We start from the raw sequence: 16184 nt of genomic DNA, 5'->3' as shown, positions 1-16184 counted from the left end.
GTCCAGCTTGCTCCCACGCCTTCGCATGAACACCGTTGCTGCACTCGTGCGCCGGTTTAGGAAACGATGGACCTCAGCTGGTCCGCATACTCGGCGACTCACGTGTGCCGCAATGGGGCAGCTGGCCGCTGGCGAGCATCGACCACCGCGCAGTGCAGGAGTGGGTGAACGCCCTCAGCCGCAAGCTCGCCCCGGCGTCGGTCGCCAAGTGCTTCGGCGTGCTGTCGATGGTGATGGACTCCGCGATCTACGCCCGCCTGATCGCCATCAACCCGTGCAAGGGCGTGAACCTCCCAAGCCACTCACAAGCCGCGCCGTCCGGCGCAGGCCCTCAGCCGTGCCGATTTCTTCGAGCGGCTGTTGCCCGCCACGCCGCCGACGTACCGCGCGCTCGTCGCCCTGGCGGCGGGCACCGGGTTGCGCTGGGGCGAGACGGCCGGGCTGGCGTGGGGCGCGGTCGACCTCGACGCGGGGCGGCTGCGCGTGGTCCAGGTCGTCATCGAGTCCGGGGGAGCGCGCAGCATCAAGCCCTACCCGAAGTCGCGGGCGGGCGTGCGCTCCATCCCGCTGCCCGCGTTCCTCGTGACCGAGCTGCAGCAGCTGCGCGCCGTGCTCGACGCGCCACCGAGGCCAACCGCGCTGCTGTTCACGAGCCGCTCAGGGCAACCGCTGTTGCGGTCCACCTTCCGGCGACAGGTCTGGCGGCCCGCCCTCGTGCGCGCCGGGCTGCTCGGCAGCGTCACGGAGCACCAGCCCGGCGCGTGGCTCGCAGCATGGCCCGACGCAGCGGGCGTGGAGCACTCCAAGGAGTTCGGCGCCGAGCGTGAGGCGGTCGAGCACGTGACGGCGCACGCGGCCGGCGGATTGCACTTCCACGACCTGCGGCACTCGTACGCGAGGTGGCTGGTGTCCGACAACGTGCCCGTGAACATCGTCAGGGCGGTCATGGGGCACGAGAACACCTCGACCACCCTGAACCTCTACACCCACGCGCCGAGCGAGTACCACGGCCACGTGACAGGTGTCTTCTACGGCTCCCGCCGACGGGTCGACTGACGATCCGTTGACTGCAGCAGGCTGACACGTCCACAAACGAAAGCGGCTGGTCAATGGCGTTGTGCCTCTGACCAGCCGCCTTGCGGACTGTAGCCCCGACCGGATTCGAACCGGCGCTACCGCCTTGAGAGGGCGGCGTCCTGGGCCGCTAGACGACGGGGCCCCAGGTGTTGCTCGTGTTGCGTGCCGTGCGGTGGAACAATACAGCACCGCGATCTTGCTGCGGTGCTGGGGTACCAGGACTCGAACCTAGACTAACTGAACCAGAATCAGTTGGGCTGCCAATTACCCCATACCCCATCGGCGCTGTCAGCGCCGGTTGGAAACTTTACCGGAGCGAACCCATCCGGCCAAATCGGTTGTCGCAAACACGCCTATTCCAAGGTCAGGACCCTGTTGCTGAGCGTGCCGACACCCTCGATCGAGACGGTGACCTCGTCGCCGGGGTTGAGTTGGGAGACGCCGGCGGGGGTGCCGGTGAGGATGACGTCGCCCGGGAGGAGGGTCATGACGTGTGACACATATGACACGAGGGTCGGCACGTCGAACACCATGTCCTTGGTGCGGCCGAGCTGGCGGACCTCGTCGTTGACCTCGCAGCGGACCTCGACGTCGCTGACGTCCACGCCGGTGGCGATCCAGGGGCCGATCGGGCAGAACGAGTCGAAGCCCTTGGCGCGGGTGAACTGGACGTCCTTGCGCTGCAGGTCGCGGGCGGTGACGTCGTTGGCGGCGGTGTAGCCGAAGATGGCCGCGGCGGCGCCGGCCCGGTCGACGCGGCGGGCGCCGGTGACGCCGATCACGACGGCGAGCTCGGCCTCGTGCTCGACCTGCTGCGACTGCGGCGGGATCCGGATGGCGTCGTTGGGGCCGATGATCGACGTGGACGGCTTGAGGAAGAGCAGCGGCTCCTTCGGCACGTCGTTGCCGAGCTCGGCGGCGTGGTCGGCGTAGTTGCGCCCCACGCACACCACCTTGCTGGGCAGGATCGGGGAGAGCAGCCGCACGTCGGCGAGCGCCCAGCGCTGACCGGTGAAGCGCAGCTCCCCGAACGGGTGACCGTCAATCTCGGCGACGGTGAGCCCGGTGAGCCCGGCCGAGGGCTCGCCCTCGACGGCTCCGAACGACATGCCACTGCTGTGGGCGAAACGAGCGATACGCACGCCGTGAAATCTACTCCGCCCCCGGATGCCGCTCCACGAACGCACCAGGCCGCGCCGCGAACGCCAGGCGCCACGCCACAAACCCCGCCACAAACCCCGCCGGGCGCCACGGCACGAACCGCGCTAGGAACCCGTCAGGTGCCGCTCCACGAACGCGTTGCTGAACTTCCGCTCCGGGTCGAGCCGGTCCCGCAGCGCCACGAAGTCGGTGAGCCGCTCGGGCCGCGGCGCGTGGTGGAACACCTTGCCCCAGTGCGGGCGCGGCGCCAGGTGCGCCAGGGACTCCTCGAGCGCGGCGACGACCGGCAGGACCCGCGCCTCGTCCTTGATCCAGGTGAAGTGCAGCGCGACGCTGTCGCGCCCGTGATGCGGGCTCAGCCACAGGTCGTCGGCGGCCACCGTGCGGATCTCGGAGATCTGCAGCACGGGCGTGACGAGGTGCCGCACCCGCTCGACCGCGGCGAACGCCGCCACCGCGTCGGCGCGCGCCACGAAGAACTCGCTCTGCAGCTCCTCGCCGCTGCTGGGCGTGAAGTCCAGCTTGAAGTGCGGCAGCCGCCGGTGCCACGGGCCGGGCACGCCGCCCTGCTCGGTGCAGCTCTCGGCGGGCATCGCCGCGATCGGGTGCATCGCCCGCCCCGCCGGCGTCGCCCCGAACCCGTCCGGCTCCTGCCCGTCGGCGAGCTTGAGCCACAGCTGGTCGACCGTGCCGCCGGCCCAGCGCGTGAACAGGCTGACGGAGTAGCCGGCGCCCGCGATCTGCTCCCAGCGCTCGTCCAGGACCGCTCGCGGCAGGTCCTCGAAGACGTATTGGCGGATGGTGTACGACGGCCGCACCGCCAACGTGATGCCCACCACGACCCCGATCGCGCCCAGCGAGACCACGGCGCCCGGGAACCCGGCGTCGCCGCGGGCCAGCCGGACCAGGTCCCCGCCGGCGGTGACCAGCTCGATGCCCTCCACGACGGTGGCGAGGTTGCCCAGCGCCGCGCCGGACCCGTGGGTGGCGGTGGCGACGGCCCCCGCGACCGAGATGTGCGGCAGTGACCCCAGGTTGTGCAGCGCGTAGCCCTGGGCGTCCAGGTGCGCGGCGAGCTCGCCGTACCGCACGCCGCCGGCCACGGTGACGGTCCCCGCCTCAGGGTCGATCCGCGGCGCCACCGGCAGCCCCGCCACGCTCACCAGATCGGAGGGCGTGTCGGCGATGTCGTTGAACGAGTGCCCGGATCCGAGGACCCGCACCCGCCGCGCGTCCGCCACCACGGCGCGCACCTGGTCCACGGTGGACGGTCGGTGCACCCGGGCGGCACCGAACACGATGTTGCCCGCCCAGTTGGTGAGGGTCATGCGGCCGAGTCTATGCACGCCCCGCCGTTCGCGGCCCGACCCCGCCGCCGGTATCACCGGCCGCATCGGTTCGACTACTGGCGGGCCGTTCCGGGTCGCCGCCGGAAGCGACGACCCGGGCGGCACCAAGGGCGCCGCAGCGTTCGGGTCGCCTGCCGTCGCGGGAAGTGCGACCAGCCGCGCGGCGCAGCCGGACACGGCCACACCCGCGAGCACGGCACCGCCCACGAGCGGGCCGCCGGCCGCGACGAAGACCACCGGCGCCGCCAAGGCGCCGACGACCAGGCCGCCGGCCACCAAGGCGACCACCAAGCCGGCCGGCAACTGCAACCCGAACTACTCGCCGTGCGTGCCGAACGACCCGGTCGACGTGGACTGCAAGGGCGGCGGCGGCAACGGCCCGTCCTACGTGCAGGGGCCGGTCAGGGTCATCGGCCAGGACGTCTACGGGCTCGACAAGGACGGCGACGGGATCGGCTGCGAGTAGTCAGAGCGTCTCCAGGTACCGCAGCATCTGCTGGATCTCGGCGGTCCGCGAGTCGGTGATGCGCTTCGCCAGGTCCAGTGCGCCCGGGTTGACGCCGGAGCCGGTCTCCATGCGGGCGATCTCGACCGCGTTGTGCTGGTGGGCCACGAGCATGTTGAGGAAGCGCCGCTCGAACTCGGGGCCGTCGTACGTGGCCAGCGCCACGATGTCGTCGGCGTTCGTGCCGTGGGCGCCGCCGTGGCCCGCGTGGGAGTCGGGGGCGGCGCTGGGCGGCTGGCCCCAGGTCTGCAGCCAGACCTGCATGGTCTTCGTCTCGTCGGCTTCGGTGACGTCGATGGCGGCGGCCAGCGTGCGGACGTCCTCGCGGACGGCCTTGGTGCGCGCCAGGCGGACCATCTCCAGCGCCTGGGCGTGGTGGGCGACCATCATCTGGGCGAACATGACGTCGGTGTCGTTGTAGACCTTGCCCGTCGCGGCGGCCGCGGGGGCCGGCTGTGCCGGGGCGGCGGCACAGCCGGCGAGGAGCAACGCCGTGGTGAGCGCAAGCAGGAACCGCACCCGAACTCCTCCGGTGGCGACGGGGCGCCCGGTGCGTGCCGGGCACCCCGAACGGACGATCTAGACCCGCAGCCAGAGCGCCGGGACGTTGGGCGGCTCCCAACCGGCGATGGCGGTGTGCGCCTGGCGGCACTGGTACGTGGCGCCGCCGTACGTGACGCGGTCGCCGACCTTGTACGCGGTGCCCGCCTTCCACGTGCCGCCTGCCGGGGGCGTGGTGGCGGTGGGGGTCGGGGTGGGCGTAGGGCTGGTGGTCGGCGTCGGGGTCGGCTGGGTGGGCGTCGGCGTCGGGTTGCCGCCGCCGACCTGCAGGTCGACGCAGGAGTAGAAGGCGTTGCCGGTGTCGGCGACGTTCCAGCGGGCGAGGACCAGGATCCGGCCGGTCCGCCCGCCGAGGCTCACCGTGTGCGAGACGGTCGCGCCGGGCTGGCGGCCCCCGTCGTCGATCACGGCGATGCGGGTGCTGCCGACGAAGTACTCCCACGTGCTGGTGGCGTGCCGGGCGGTGAGCACCCAGTTGAACGTGACGGAGTTGCCGACGGACGTGGCCGGCCAGCCCTTGTTGGGGTCGTCCAGCTGCGCGAACCGGCTGTTGCCGCCGCTGCAGCTCATCAGGCCCTTCGGGCCCTCGACGCTCTGCGGCTCGTAGACGATCTCGCCGCAGTTCGCGACGCGGCCCTGGGCGCACATCGCCTGGCGGCTCGCGGGTGAGGAGATGTAGCCGTGCGCCGCGGCCGGCTGGACCGAGACGAGCAGTGATGTGGCGATGGCGGCGAGCGCCAGCGGTACCAGCGCGATCGTTCTTCGCATCGATCGCTCCCTTCGTGCGGTGGGGGTGATGCCGCCAATGTAAAGGAAGGATTGTTAACAGTAAATAACCTTTATGGAAATCGGTCGATAGAGCGCTCTCACTTAAGGTAGGGTCCAGCCCGCTTTAAGGCCCGGTCTTGGACACCGCGGGCCGGGCCTGGTTGCGTGGACCCATGAACGTGACTGTCATCGGCGCCGGGATCAGCGGGCTCACCTGCGCCGTGCGCCTCCAGGAGGCCGGGCGCGCGGTGACCCTCGTGACCGCCGACGAGCCGGCCGCCACCGTCTCCCGGCTGGCCGCCGCCGTCTGGTACCCCAGCCACACCGCCCCCGACCCGCGCGTGCTGACCTGGGCCCGCCGCACGTACGACGAGCTGACCGCGCAGGGCGCCGCGGGGGTGCCCGGGGTCGTCCCCCGGCCCACCCGCATGATCCTGCGGGGCCCGCACGCCACGCCGTGGTGGGCGGCGGCGGTGCCGGACTTCGCCGAAGCGCCGGGCGAGTGGCGCTTCACCGTCCCGTCGGTGGAGATGGAGTGGTACCTGCCATGGCTGCTCACCCGGTTCGGCACGGCCGGCGGCCGGGTGGTGCGGCAGCGCGTCGCCCGGCTGTCCGACGCGCTGTCCGGCGGCGCCGACGTGGTGGTCAACGCGACCGGCCTGGCGGCCCGGGACCTCGCGGGCGACCCGGCCGTGCACCCCGCCCGCGGCCGCATCGTCGGCGTCGCCAACCCGGGCCTCGTCACGTCCGTGCGTGACGAGGACCACCCGGCGGGGATGACGTACATCCACCCCCGCAGCCGCGACGTCGTCCTCGGCGGCACGTACGAGCCCGGCGAGTGGGACACCGGCGCCGACCCGGCGGTCACCGCCGCCATCCTCGCCCGCTGCGTCGAGCTGGTCCCGGAGCTGGCCGGCGCGCCCGTGCTCTGGCAGGCGGCCGGCCTGCGCCCGGCCCGCCACGGCGGCCCCAGGGTCGAGGCCGACCCCTGCACCCCGCGGCTGGTGCACAACTACGGCCACGGCGGCGCCGGGATCACGCTCGCCTGGGGCTGCGCCGAGGAGGTCGTCACCCTCACCACTGGCGCGGCAGGCGCATGATCGAAGCATGATTCGCTTCATCCTGAACGTGCTGTGGCTGATCTTCGGGGGCGGCTTCCTGCTGTTCGTGGGCTACGCCTTCGCCGCGGCGATCTGTTTCGTGCTCGTCATCACGATCCCGTTCGCCGTGGCCTCCTGGCGGCTCGCCGTCTACTCACTCTGGCCGTTCGGCCGCACTGTGCGGGCCAAACCCGACGCCGGCGTGGCCACCGGCCTGGCCAACGTCCTGTGGGTCGTCCTCGCCGGCTGGTGGCTGGCCCTGAGCCACATCGCCGCCGGCATCGCCCTGTGCGTCACGATCATCGGCATCCCGTTCGGCATCGCCAACTTCAAGCTCGTCCCCGCCGCGTTCTGGCCCCTGGGCCGCGAGGTCGTCGACCTGTAACCCGGCACCCGGCGGCGTGGCCGGTCCGCTCACCCAAGAGCCACCGCCACGCCGCCGACCGCGCGGCGCGCGGCCGGTGCTCAGGCGTCCCTGGTCTTGAACAGGTACGCGGCGACCGCCAGCAGCAGCACCGTCCAGCCGGCGAAGACCCCGAGGCCCTGCCACTGGGTCAGCAGCGGGTCCGGCGGGAGGGTCGGCTTGAAGATGAGCTGGCCGGCGTTGGTGGGCATCCAGGCGTGCACGTGGGCGCCCCAGGAGCCGGGCAGCAGGGCGGTCAGGTTCGACACGATGAGGATCAGGCCGAGCACGCCGGTGATGGCGCCCGCGGTGTGGCGGATGATCGCGCCGAAGGCGAGCGAGAACAGGCCCAGAACGGTGAGGAAGAGGCCGGCGCCGAAGACGGAGCGGGCGGTGCCCGGGGCGCCGAGGTCGACGGAGATGTGGTCGGACATGATCCAGCGGCCGGCGAAGAAGGCGGCGAAGCTGAGCAGCTCCCCCACCACGAACATGAGCACCGCGAACACCACGACCTTGGCGGCCAGGACCTGCAGGCGGCGCGGCTGGGCCTGGAGGGTGGAGCGGATCATGCCGGTGGTGTACTCCGCGGAGACCGCCATGACGCCCAGCACGGCGACGACGAGCTGGGAGATGAAGACCGGCTGGTCGATGATGATCTGCAGCGGCTCCGCCGCCATGAGGGCCTGCTCCTCCGGGGAGAACGTGCCCCACTGGCGCATGAGGAGCCAGGCGATGAAGGACATCAGGCCGACCGAGATGGCGGCCATCGCGGCCAGGGACCAGGTGGTCGAGCGCACGGTGCGCAGCTTCGTCCACTCCGAGCGCAGCAGGCCGTCAAAGCCTGCGCGGCGGGTGGCGGTGATCGTGGTCATCGGGTCTCCAGGGTGCCGTGGTACTCGACGCTGTCCTTGGTGAGCTCCATGAACGCCTGCTCCAGCGACGCCTGCAGCGGGGCGAGCTCGTGCAGCCGCAGGCCGTTGTCGAACGCGAGGTCCCCGACGCGGCGCATGGGCAGCTCCGTCACGAGCAGCGCGCCGTCGGGCTCGGTGGTGACGGTGCCGCCTGCCGCCCGTACCAGCGCCGCCAGGGAAACGGCGTCGGGGGTGCGGACCCGGGTCGCCAGCACCGAGTTGCCCTCGATGAACTCCTGCACGGTGCAGTCGGCGATCAGCCGGCCGCGGCCGATGACGAGCAGGTGGTCGGCGGTGTGCTCCATCTCCGACATGAGGTGGCTTGAGACGAAGACCGTGCGACCCTCGGCGGCCAGGGACTTCATGAGGTTGCGGATCCACAGGATGCCCTCGGGATCCAGGCCGTTCACGGGCTCGTCGAACATGAGGATCCGCGGATCGCCGAGCAGCGCCGTGGCGATGCCGAGCCGCTGGCCCATGCCGAGGGAGAAGCCCTTCGACCGTTTCCGCGCGACCGCGCTGAGGCCGACCATGTCGAGGACCTCGTCGACGCGCCGCTTCGGCAGGTTGTTGGTCTGCGCGAGGCACAGCAGGTGGTGGTACGCGCTGCGCCCGCCGTGGATCGCCTTGGCGTCCAGCAGCGCCCCGACCTCAAGCATCGGGTTGTCCAGCCGGGCGAACGGGCGGCCGTTGACCGTGACCCGGCCGCCGGTGGGTGAGTCCAGACCGAGGATCATCCGCATCGTCGTGGACTTCCCGGCGCCGTTCGGCCCCAGGAACCCGGTCACCTGTCCGGGCCGCACCGTGAAGGACAACTGGTCCACCGCGACGCGGTCGCCGTACCGCTTGGTGAGGCCGACAGCCTCGATCATGACGTTCCCTCCGCTCCCGAAGCCGATGACCGGCACCGACGAGCGGCAAGCTATCCAACCCTTGCTGTGGCGCGGCTAAGAAGAGCTGAGGCCGCCCACAGCTTCCGCCGGCGGCGTTTCCGGCACGAGGCAGGTCACTCCCCCGGCCGTGCCGGGCCATGTCGTAACGTGCGACGAATGGCACAGCACCAGCTGCACGACCGCGTCACCTGCGTCGCCGCGCCCGCCGCGTGGCTGTCCGGCCCGGACGGGCGGATGACCGGCGGTGCCGACGGGCTCTTCGTGGCGGACCGCCGGGTGGTGGCGCGGCTGGAGGTCACGGTCGACGGCGCGGTGCCGGACCCTCTCGACGCGCGTCGCACCGGTGCCGCGTCGGCGGTTTTCGCGGGTGTACAGCAGGCGCCCGGCCTCCTCGTCACCCGGGCCAGGCTGGCGGAACCGCTCGGCGGCACGGAGACGGTCACCCTGTCGAACGAGTCCGACGAGCCGCGCAGCGTCGTGCTCGCCGTGACGGCCGCGACGGACTTCGCCGCTACCGGCGCGGTCCGCGACGGCCGGTCGGCGTCCACAGTGGACTTCGCGCCCGGCGGCGGCGGCGCGTGGTGGGCCCGGTCCGCCGACGGCATGGCGGTCCGGCTCGACGTCACGCCGCCGCCGGACCCCGACGCGCTGCGGTGGGCGGTCACCGTGCCCGCGGGGCAGACCTGGGCGGCCGAGCTGCGCTTCACCCGCACCGACATCCCGCCGGTCCAGCGGGCCAAGCGGTTCAGCACCCTGCGGGTCGCCGCGGCCGACGCGCGGCTCGACGCGCTGGTGCGCACCGGCGTGCAGGACCTCGACGCGCTGCGCCGCACCGACGGCGCCGACATCTACTACAGCGCCGGCAGCCCCTGGTACCTGACGCTGTTCGGCCGCGACGCGCTGTGGTCGGCCAGGCTGGGGCTGCCGCTCGGCGTCGAGGTCGCCGCCGGCACGCTGCGCGCGCTCGCCGCCCGGCAGGGCACCGCGTTCCACGGCGAAACCGAGGAGGAGCCCGGCAGGATCCTGCACGAGGTCCGGCCCCTCGACGCCGCGCACCGGCTGCCGCCGGTCTACTACGGCACCGTCGACGCGACCGCGCTGTTCGTGTGCACCCTGGCCGACGCGTACCGGTGGGGCATGCGCCGCGACGCCGTGGCGGCGCTGCTGCCGAACCTGGAGGCCGCGCTGGAGTGGCTCGGCGGGCACGACGGGTTCGTCGCCTACCGCTCGACCGGCGCCGGCCTCACCAACCAGGGCTGGAAGGACTCCGGCGACGGCGTCCAGTTCGCCGACGGGCGGGTCGCCGCGGGCACGCTCGCGGTGTGCGAGGTCCAGGCGTACGCGTACCAGGCGGCCCGCGACGGCGCCGACCTGCTGGACGCCTTCGGCCGGCCCGGTGCGCAGCGGTGGCGCGACTGGGCCGACGGGCTCGCCGAGCGGTTCCGGGCGGCGTTCTGGTGCCCCGGCGGCTACCCGGCCGTCGCGGTGACCGGCACCGGGGAGCAGGTCGACGGCGTCGCGTCCAACATGGGCCACCTGCTCGGCACCGGGCTGCTGTCACCGGCCGAGCGCGCCGCGGTCGCCGGGCACCTCGACCGGCTGCGGTCACCGTACGGGCTGCGCACCCTCGCGCCGTCCAGCGCCGGGTACGACCCGGGCTCGTACCACGCCGGCTCGGTGTGGCCGCACGACACCGTGATCGCGCTGCTCGGCCTGGCCCGCGACGGGCACCGGCGGGAGGCGGCGGCGCTCGTGGACGCGCTGCTGGCCGCCGGCGAACGGTTCGGCCACCGGCTGCCGGAGCTGTACGGCGGCGACGACGACGCGACGCCGTACCCGGCCGCGTGCCGCCCGCAGGCGTGGGCGGCCGCGGCCGGGCCGGCGCTGCTGGTCGCGCTGCTCGGGCTGGACGTGGACGTGCCCGCCGGGCGGATCACGTTCGACCCGTTCGCGCCGTCGCCGGTGGGCGCGTTCCGGGTGCGAGGGCTGAAGGTCGCCGACGGCGAGCTCGACGTGAGCGTCGACGCGGCCGGTGCGGTAACGGTCCACAATGGACCGATCGGGGTCGCGTTCCTGCTCGCCGACGGCAGCCCGGCGAGGATCGCGCGCCCGGCGCCGGTCGGCTGAACCCGCCGCGCGCCGTGGGCTCGTGGCGGTGCCGCGGCCGGCTTACTTCGACGGCGGGCCGCTGCTTCGGCGGCGGCGCTTCGGCAGCGGTTGGCTACTTCGGCGGCGGCTGCTTCGGCGGCGGCTGCTTCGGCGGCCGGCGGCTACTTCGGCGGGGTCAGGCGGAGGATGGAGCCGCCGAGGTCGTCGCTGACGAGGATCGAGCCGTCGGCGTCCAGCGCCGCGTCGACCGGCCGCAGCCACGGCTTGCCGGCCTTCGCGTCGACCAGCCCGGACAGCAGGTCCACCGGGTCGCCCGGCCCCTTTGCCGTCCAGGGCACGAACACCACCTTGTAGCCGACCGGCCTGGTGCTGTTCCACGAACCGTGCATCGGGATGACGGCCCCGCCGAGCGCCGTGGAGAACGTCAGCCCCAGCGGCGCGGTGTGCGCGGGCAGCCCGAGGTCGATCGGGTCGGCCTTGTCGCAGTCGGCCTTGCTCCCGTCGCGGTTGAGCTCATAATCGCGGTGGAACGGCAGGTCGTGGGTGCCGTTGTCGCTGTTCGGGTTGCAGAACGGCCAGCCGTAGAACCCGCCGTCGCGCACCTTGATGAGCTCCTCCACCGGGTACTGGTCGACGAACTGGCTCATCCGCTTGCCCTTGTCGGACTTGCCGTCGCCGTCGACGTCGCGGTCGTCGGGGACCAGGGTGTTGTCGCGGTTGTTCACCACGACCCACAGTTCGTCGGTGCCGGGGCGGAACGCGAGGCCCTCCGCGTTGCGGATGCCGGTCGCCAGCAGGTGCCGGCCGGCGTTGCGCCCGGCCGCGTCGTAGGTGTAGATCGCCGCGCGCCGCGGGTCGCTCACGGTGTCCTCGACGCACGCGTTGCAGGTCGAGGCGATCGACACGTAGAGCTTGCCGTCCTTGACCGCGATGTTCTTCAGCACGTGCGCGTAGTTGCCGCGCAGCTCCGGGGTGCTGGTGTCGGGCAGCCCGTCGACGACCACCTGCCCGCCGTGCGCCTTGAGATCCCCGGCCGTGTACGGATACCGCACGACCTTGTCGGCCTCGGCCACGAACAGCCAGCTGGCCCCGCCGATCTCGGCGAACACCAGGTCGTGCGGGCGGTTGAGCCCGGTGGCGAAGTCGGTGGCCTTGCCGGCCCGCACGATGCGCACCTTGCCCTGGCTGGGCTGCGACACCAGCAGGTCGCCGCTCGGCGTGAACGTCATGAACCGCGCCTTGTCGACCCGCGCGTACACCGCGGCGGTCCACCCGGTGGGCAGCGTCACGGTCCGCGCCACGTCGAACGGCGCCGCGGTGAGCCCGGCACCGGCGGTGACCTTCACGCTCGACGGCGCGCCGAGCACGAGCGCGGTCGCCGGCTGCGAGCCCGCCGCGGCGGTGCCGGCGCCCGCCGGCCGCGCCTTCTCCCCCGCCTCGCCACCACCGCAGCCGGTGAGGGCCAGCGAGCAGGCTGTGGCGGCGGCGAGCACTGCACCGAGCTTGCGCATGCCTGTGACGGTACAACCTAGACTTGGCGGATGCGCACGGACCAGTCATCGTGGTCACGGGCACAATGGGATACGTGACCGCCGCTGCCCACCGTGCCACCTCCGAACATCTGACTGCGACGCAGTGGCATGGCCGACGCGTGCAGCATGAGCAGCGGATCGACGGACTCTTGAGCGATCACCTCGCCAAGCGCGCCACACGCGGCCGCCACTCGATCGAAGAGTTCCTCCTGACCTACTACAACTTCCGGCCTGCACAGCTTCGCCGCTGGCAGCCGGGGCCGGATGTCGTGCTGGCTGATGCCGATCCGGGCGACTTCGGTCCCGACTTCGTCGCCGACGCTGACGGCGGCGTCCTTCTGGACGTCAACGCCGTGCTCAGCCGCCGCCGTGCCTCCGTCGAGTGGATCCATCGCCTGCTGGCGTCCACCGCCGGTCGGGCGCCCCACTTCGGCTGCTTCGGGATGCACGAGTGGGCGATGGTCTACCGGCAGACACCCGCCGAGACGCGGCACAACATCCTGCCCCTGCGGCTCGGCCCGGAAGCCACGGCGGCGCTCGTGGACGAGATCACCGTGCGGTGCAGCCACTTCGACGCCTTCCGGTTCTTCACCCCACCGGCGCGGCCGCTGAACCTGCTCCAACCTACCCGCGAGACGCAGCACGAACATGATCAGCCGGCGTGCCTGCACGCGAACATGGACGTGTACCGGTGGGCCTACAAGCTCTCCCCGCTCGTGCCGAGCGAGCTGGTCGCTGACTGCTTCGAACTGGCGAGGGAGATCCGGACTCTCGACATGCGCGCGAGTCCGTACGACCTGACGACCATCGGGCTGACGCCGCTCCACGTCGAGACACCTGAGGGCCGCGCGGAGTACGTCCGGTTTCAGCGCAATTTCGCCGAGCGCTCCAGCGTGCTGCGAGCGCTCCTGATCGGCTACTGCGAACGCGCACTCAACTGAGTCAGCCGGCAAGCACGTCCAGCCGTCTCCTGCAACTCGCAATCGCCCGTGCACGGTCGAGGCCGAACGCTTCGACGGCCGCCTCCAGCCTGCCGGCGGCCAACGGTGCCGCCTTCTGCCGGCCGGTGCGAGCAAGCACGTACAGCGCTCTGCCTGCGGCGGAGTGCGCATGCGCCGCGTGCCCCGAGACGTATGGGTGAATCGCCGACGGAAGATCCGTACGGCGTCCGGCTCTATCGCGACACTCGTGGTGGGTACCAGGTCGGTGTCTGCATTCAGCGTATGGACCTCTGCGTGCCAGTCGCAGACTTCGTCCGGCACGATCTTTGCCGGGAGGTCCTGGCGCTTCGCGACGCCGAGTACCGCCAGTTGTCCGAAGACTGATTGTTGTGAAAGGACGCGACGTGCCCGCAGAGTTTGAGGCGAAGGTGCTCGACATCGGCCCGGCCGCGATGGCAGACCTGATTCTTTCCAAGGGCGGCAGTGAGGTCAGCACCCCGACGCTCCAGCGCCGCTACGTGTACGACATCGTCGCGGGCGACGAGAGCAAGTGGATCCGGCTGCGCGACAACGGCACGAAGACCACGCTCGCCGTCAAGGAGATCTCCCACGACGGCATCGACGGCACGTACGAGGTCGAGGTCACCGTGGACGACCTCGACGCGACGAACGAGCTTCTCGGCTTCCTCGGCTTCCACCCGAAGTCCTACCAGGAGAACCGCCGCACGAGCTTCACCCTCGAAGGCGCTCAACTGGAGATCGACGAATGGCCCATGATTCCGCCGTACCTGGAGATCGAGGCCGACTCGCCGGAAGAGGTGCGCCGCGTCGCCGCCCTCCTCGGGTACGAGGAGTCACAGCTCACGAGCGAGAACACCACGAAGGTCTACCAGCGCTACGGCATCGAACTCGGCGAACATAAGGTCGTGCGCTTCTCGTGACCTCGGGGATCCGCTGGATTGCGACGACGCCGTGGCTCAGCTCAGCCAGGTGTAGACGTTCCAGCCGATGCCCGCGACCGCCGCGAGGGCGAGGGCGGCGAGGTAGGTGAGCACCAGGCGGGTGTCGCGCAGGACGCACTTGGAGCGGGTCAGGCCCTGCCGGCGGGCCCGCACGTAGCCGGCGAGGCCCAGCAGGGCGAAGCCGAGCAGCGCGACCGGGCCGAGCAGCCACGCGAGGGCGGCGATCGTGGCGTACACGCACAGGCGCAGCGGATCGTAGGGCTGCGGGGTCGACGTCATGTCTCTGGCACACCGAATGTTTCTGGCACACCGAACGGCAGGGCCACCGGGCCGGCGGTGCGCTGGGCCCGGGGCAGGCGCTGCGCGGACAGCGCCGGCCACGCCTGCACGGCGCAGAACGGGGCGCACTGGTGCTTCGGGGCGTCGTCGCGGGTGTCGAGCGTGGCGACGTGCACGCAGCACTGCAGGAGGCGCTCCTCGATCATCGTCGCCATGTCCATGAACGGCTTGACCGTGATGCGTTTGACCCGCTCGCCGAGCATCTTGCGCAGCCGGTTGCGGCCGCCGGGCAGCGACGAGGAGACCAGCGTCGTGAGGGTCGAGATGCCCAGGTCGCAGTTCTCGCAGATGTCGCGCCACAGGGAGCCGACGTCGGGGTGCGACAGCGAGGACTGCTCCGACAGCAGCCCGAGCAGCGAGTCCTTCACCGCGGCCCGCAGCGCGGCGGGCAGCTGCACGTCGGCGATGCGGTTGGCGACCAGGTCCGGCTCGAGGTCCAGGAACGTCAGCAGGCGGTCGTGGCCGATGAGCTTCGTCATCGACTGCCACTCGCCGCTGTCGTCGCGCAGCAGGTACCCCACGGAGCAGCAGTGCGGGTGCGAGCACGGCAGCGCGGTCAGGTCGCGCCAGGTGACCTGCCCGCCGGTCTGCGGGCCGAGCCGGGCCAGCACGCCGGTGTGGGTGAGCCGGTCGAGGGGATCGATCGCGGCCGAACGACCGGAGCCGAACTGCGGCTGCAGCGACACGCCGCCGACGTACGGGGTGTCCAGAGCCCGCTTCACGACGGCGCCGATCTCGTCGTCGTTGACGCCGAGGGCGCAGGTCATCGTCAGCGTGGTGAAGATGCCGCGGGCGGAGAGCCGATCGACCGCCTGGTCCTTGAGCCGGCGCAGGTCGGCGCCGCGGTGGTGGCGGGCGGCGCGCTCGGTGACGCCGTCGTACTGCAGGTAGACCTCGACCCGCTCGCGGTGCTCGGTCAGCAGGTCCAGCAGCGCGTCGTCGCGGGCGATCCGGACCCCGTTGGAGTTCACCAGGACCCGCACCACGTTGCGCGACGACACCTCCCGCAGCAGCTCCGGCAGGTGCGGGTACAGCGTCGGCTCACCGCCGGAGAGCATGAGCACGTCGATGCGCCCGTTCTCCCGGGACAGTTTCGTGTCGATGCTCGCCAGGATCTCGGCGAGCGGCACGACGCCCTCGATCGCCGGGGACGAGTCGGTGAAGCAGGTCGGGCAGCGCAGGTTGCAGCTGTCGGTGAGGTCGGTCAGCAGGATGCAGGTGTGCTGGGTCTGCATCTCCGGCAGCCCGGCGAGGTACGCCGACGGCACGGGCGCGAAGTTCCCGGCGAGGTCCGGCACGTGCGTCTTCGTCGGGGCGGTCCACTGCTCCAGGTACCGCAGGATCTCCGGCGACTCGTCGTAGAGGGTGCGCACGAGGCCGTGGCTGGGGCAGCCGCGCTCCAGCCAGATCCGGCCGTCGCGCTCGGCGAGCCAGCCCGACAGCCGCTGCACCGTCTCCAGTGGACGGTCGGGGCGCTCGTCGTGGCAGTGCGGGCAGAACGCGTTGACGTAGCGGTGGATCCGGTCGCCCCGCAGCTGCATCCCCGCGCCGTTGCCGGTCACGGCACCTCCTT

Annotated in this window: 16 protein-coding genes and 2 tRNA genes; 7 read left to right on the top strand and 11 right to left on the bottom strand. The window is 71.9% G+C overall.

Going from position 1 to position 16184, the window contains the following annotated elements; all coding sequences use genetic code 11:
- The first annotated feature begins 360 nt into the window (after positions 1–360).
- The gene (locus AB0H83_RS00315) at positions 361–1056 is read left to right on the top strand and encodes a site-specific integrase (protein ID WP_360084383.1); all 696 of its coding nucleotides are present in this window, start codon (positions 361–363) and stop codon (positions 1054–1056) included.
- A gap of 90 nt (positions 1057–1146) precedes the next feature.
- On the opposite strand, the gene AB0H83_RS00310 is transcribed toward AB0H83_RS00315, so the two are convergent.
- From AB0H83_RS00310 to AB0H83_RS00295, 4 genes are all read right to left on the bottom strand, one after another.
- Positions 1147–1219, bottom strand: a tRNA-Glu gene (locus AB0H83_RS00310).
- Between the two features lie 65 nt (positions 1220–1284).
- Positions 1285–1356, bottom strand: a tRNA-Gln gene (locus AB0H83_RS00305).
- 74 nt (positions 1357–1430) lie between these two features.
- Positions 1431–2219: a fumarylacetoacetate hydrolase family protein gene (locus AB0H83_RS00300; protein WP_360084380.1), complete on the bottom strand. Its 789-nt coding sequence runs from the start codon at positions 2217–2219 to the stop codon at positions 1431–1433.
- A gap of 123 nt (positions 2220–2342) precedes the next feature.
- A complete protein-coding gene (locus AB0H83_RS00295; protein ID WP_360084377.1) occupies positions 2343–3566 on the bottom strand; it encodes an FAD-binding protein in 1224 nt (407 codons plus the stop codon).
- Here AB0H83_RS00295 and AB0H83_RS00290 point away from each other — a divergent pair.
- The gene (locus AB0H83_RS00290) at positions 3565–4053 is read left to right on the top strand and encodes a hypothetical protein (RefSeq protein ID WP_360084374.1); all 489 of its coding nucleotides are present in this window, start codon (positions 3565–3567) and stop codon (positions 4051–4053) included. The two genes, AB0H83_RS00295 and AB0H83_RS00290, sit on opposite strands and share 2 nt — an antisense overlap.
- Here the strand turns inward: AB0H83_RS00290 and AB0H83_RS00285 are convergent, their stop codons facing one another.
- Both AB0H83_RS00285 and AB0H83_RS00280 read right to left on the bottom strand, forming a co-directional pair.
- The gene (locus AB0H83_RS00285; RefSeq protein WP_360084371.1) at positions 4054–4611 is read right to left on the bottom strand and encodes a DUF305 domain-containing protein; all 558 of its coding nucleotides are present in this window, start codon (positions 4609–4611) and stop codon (positions 4054–4056) included.
- Positions 4612–4671: 60 nt separating this feature from the next.
- A complete protein-coding gene (locus AB0H83_RS00280; protein WP_360084368.1) occupies positions 4672–5421 on the bottom strand; it encodes a lytic polysaccharide monooxygenase in 750 nt (249 codons plus the stop codon).
- 173 nt (positions 5422–5594) lie between these two features.
- Here AB0H83_RS00280 and AB0H83_RS00275 point away from each other — a divergent pair, with 173 nt between their 5' ends.
- Both AB0H83_RS00275 and AB0H83_RS00270 read left to right on the top strand, forming a co-directional pair.
- Positions 5595–6521, top strand: a complete 927-nt coding sequence (locus AB0H83_RS00275; RefSeq protein ID WP_360084365.1) for an FAD-dependent oxidoreductase — start codon at positions 5595–5597, stop codon at positions 6519–6521.
- Between the two features lie 7 nt (positions 6522–6528).
- The gene (locus tag AB0H83_RS00270; RefSeq protein WP_360084362.1) at positions 6529–6906 is read left to right on the top strand and encodes a YccF domain-containing protein; all 378 of its coding nucleotides are present in this window, start codon (positions 6529–6531) and stop codon (positions 6904–6906) included.
- Positions 6907–6986: 80 nt separating this feature from the next.
- Here AB0H83_RS00270 and AB0H83_RS00265 read toward each other — a convergent pair whose 3' ends face one another.
- Positions 6987–7796, bottom strand: coding sequence for an ABC transporter permease (locus AB0H83_RS00265; protein WP_360084359.1), 810 nt, complete (start codon positions 7794–7796; stop codon positions 6987–6989).
- Positions 7793–8707, bottom strand: coding sequence for an ATP-binding cassette domain-containing protein (locus AB0H83_RS00260; RefSeq protein ID WP_360084356.1), 915 nt, complete (start codon positions 8705–8707; stop codon positions 7793–7795). The genes AB0H83_RS00265 and AB0H83_RS00260 overlap by 4 nt, the downstream gene beginning before the upstream one ends.
- 177 nt (positions 8708–8884) lie before the next feature.
- On the opposite strand from AB0H83_RS00260, the gene AB0H83_RS00255 reads away from it, so the two are divergent.
- A complete protein-coding gene (locus AB0H83_RS00255) occupies positions 8885–10855 on the top strand; it encodes a glycogen debranching N-terminal domain-containing protein (protein WP_360084352.1) in 1971 nt (656 codons plus the stop codon).
- Between the two features lie 143 nt (positions 10856–10998).
- Here the strand turns inward: AB0H83_RS00255 and AB0H83_RS00250 are convergent, their stop codons facing one another.
- Complete coding sequence (locus AB0H83_RS00250) at positions 10999–12348, bottom strand: gluconolaconase (RefSeq protein ID WP_360084349.1); 1350 nt, start codon at positions 12346–12348, stop codon at positions 10999–11001.
- Positions 12349–12422: 74 nt separating this feature from the next.
- Between AB0H83_RS00250 and AB0H83_RS00245 the strand changes: the two genes are divergently transcribed.
- Positions 12423–13310, top strand: a complete 888-nt coding sequence (locus AB0H83_RS00245; RefSeq protein ID WP_360084346.1) for a 3-methyladenine DNA glycosylase — start codon at positions 12423–12425, stop codon at positions 13308–13310.
- Between the two features lie 404 nt (positions 13311–13714).
- A complete protein-coding gene (locus AB0H83_RS00240; protein ID WP_360084343.1) occupies positions 13715–14251 on the top strand; it encodes a CYTH domain-containing protein in 537 nt (178 codons plus the stop codon).
- A 36-nt stretch (positions 14252–14287) separates the two neighbouring features.
- On the opposite strand, the gene AB0H83_RS00235 is transcribed toward AB0H83_RS00240, so the two are convergent.
- Together AB0H83_RS00235 and AB0H83_RS00230 are read right to left on the bottom strand one after the other, a co-directional pair.
- Complete coding sequence (locus AB0H83_RS00235; RefSeq protein WP_360084340.1) at positions 14288–14551, bottom strand: hypothetical protein; 264 nt, start codon at positions 14549–14551, stop codon at positions 14288–14290.
- Positions 14548–16173 (bottom strand): radical SAM protein, encoded by a 1626-nt coding sequence (locus AB0H83_RS00230; RefSeq protein WP_360084337.1) that lies wholly within the window; start codon positions 16171–16173, stop codon positions 14548–14550. The genes AB0H83_RS00235 and AB0H83_RS00230 overlap by 4 nt, the downstream gene beginning before the upstream one ends.
- Positions 16174–16184 lie beyond the last annotated feature (11 nt).

This window comes from Dactylosporangium sp. NPDC050688 (genome assembly GCF_040654515.1).
Taxonomy (GTDB): Bacteria; Actinomycetota; Actinomycetes; order Mycobacteriales; family Micromonosporaceae; genus Dactylosporangium.
Note: the sequence above shows the minus strand (reverse complement) of the source record. Positions and strands in the feature narration are given on the sequence as shown.

Excerpts from the sequence above, each read along its gene's own strand:
- AB0H83_RS00290 (WP_360084374.1), top strand. The coding sequence starts at position 3,565 with ATGCGGCCGAGTCTATGCACGCCCCGCCGTTCGCGGCCCGACCCCGCC.
- AB0H83_RS00295 (WP_360084377.1), bottom strand. The coding sequence starts at position 3,566 with ATGACCCTCACCAACTGGGCGGGCAACATCGTGTTCGGTGCCGCCCGG.
- AB0H83_RS00280 (WP_360084368.1), bottom strand. The coding sequence starts at position 5,421 with ATGCGAAGAACGATCGCGCTGGTACCGCTGGCGCTCGCCGCCATCGCC.
- AB0H83_RS00275 (WP_360084365.1), top strand. The coding sequence starts at position 5,595 with ATGAACGTGACTGTCATCGGCGCCGGGATCAGCGGGCTCACCTGCGCC.
- AB0H83_RS00270 (WP_360084362.1), top strand. The coding sequence starts at position 6,529 with ATGATTCGCTTCATCCTGAACGTGCTGTGGCTGATCTTCGGGGGCGGC.
- AB0H83_RS00265 (WP_360084359.1), bottom strand. The coding sequence starts at position 7,796 with ATGACCACGATCACCGCCACCCGCCGCGCAGGCTTTGACGGCCTGCTG.
- AB0H83_RS00260 (WP_360084356.1), bottom strand. The coding sequence starts at position 8,707 with ATGATCGAGGCTGTCGGCCTCACCAAGCGGTACGGCGACCGCGTCGCG.
- AB0H83_RS00255 (WP_360084352.1), top strand. The coding sequence starts at position 8,885 with ATGGCACAGCACCAGCTGCACGACCGCGTCACCTGCGTCGCCGCGCCC.
- AB0H83_RS00250 (WP_360084349.1), bottom strand. The coding sequence starts at position 12,348 with ATGCGCAAGCTCGGTGCAGTGCTCGCCGCCGCCACAGCCTGCTCGCTG.
- AB0H83_RS00235 (WP_360084340.1), bottom strand. The coding sequence starts at position 14,551 with ATGACGTCGACCCCGCAGCCCTACGATCCGCTGCGCCTGTGCGTGTAC.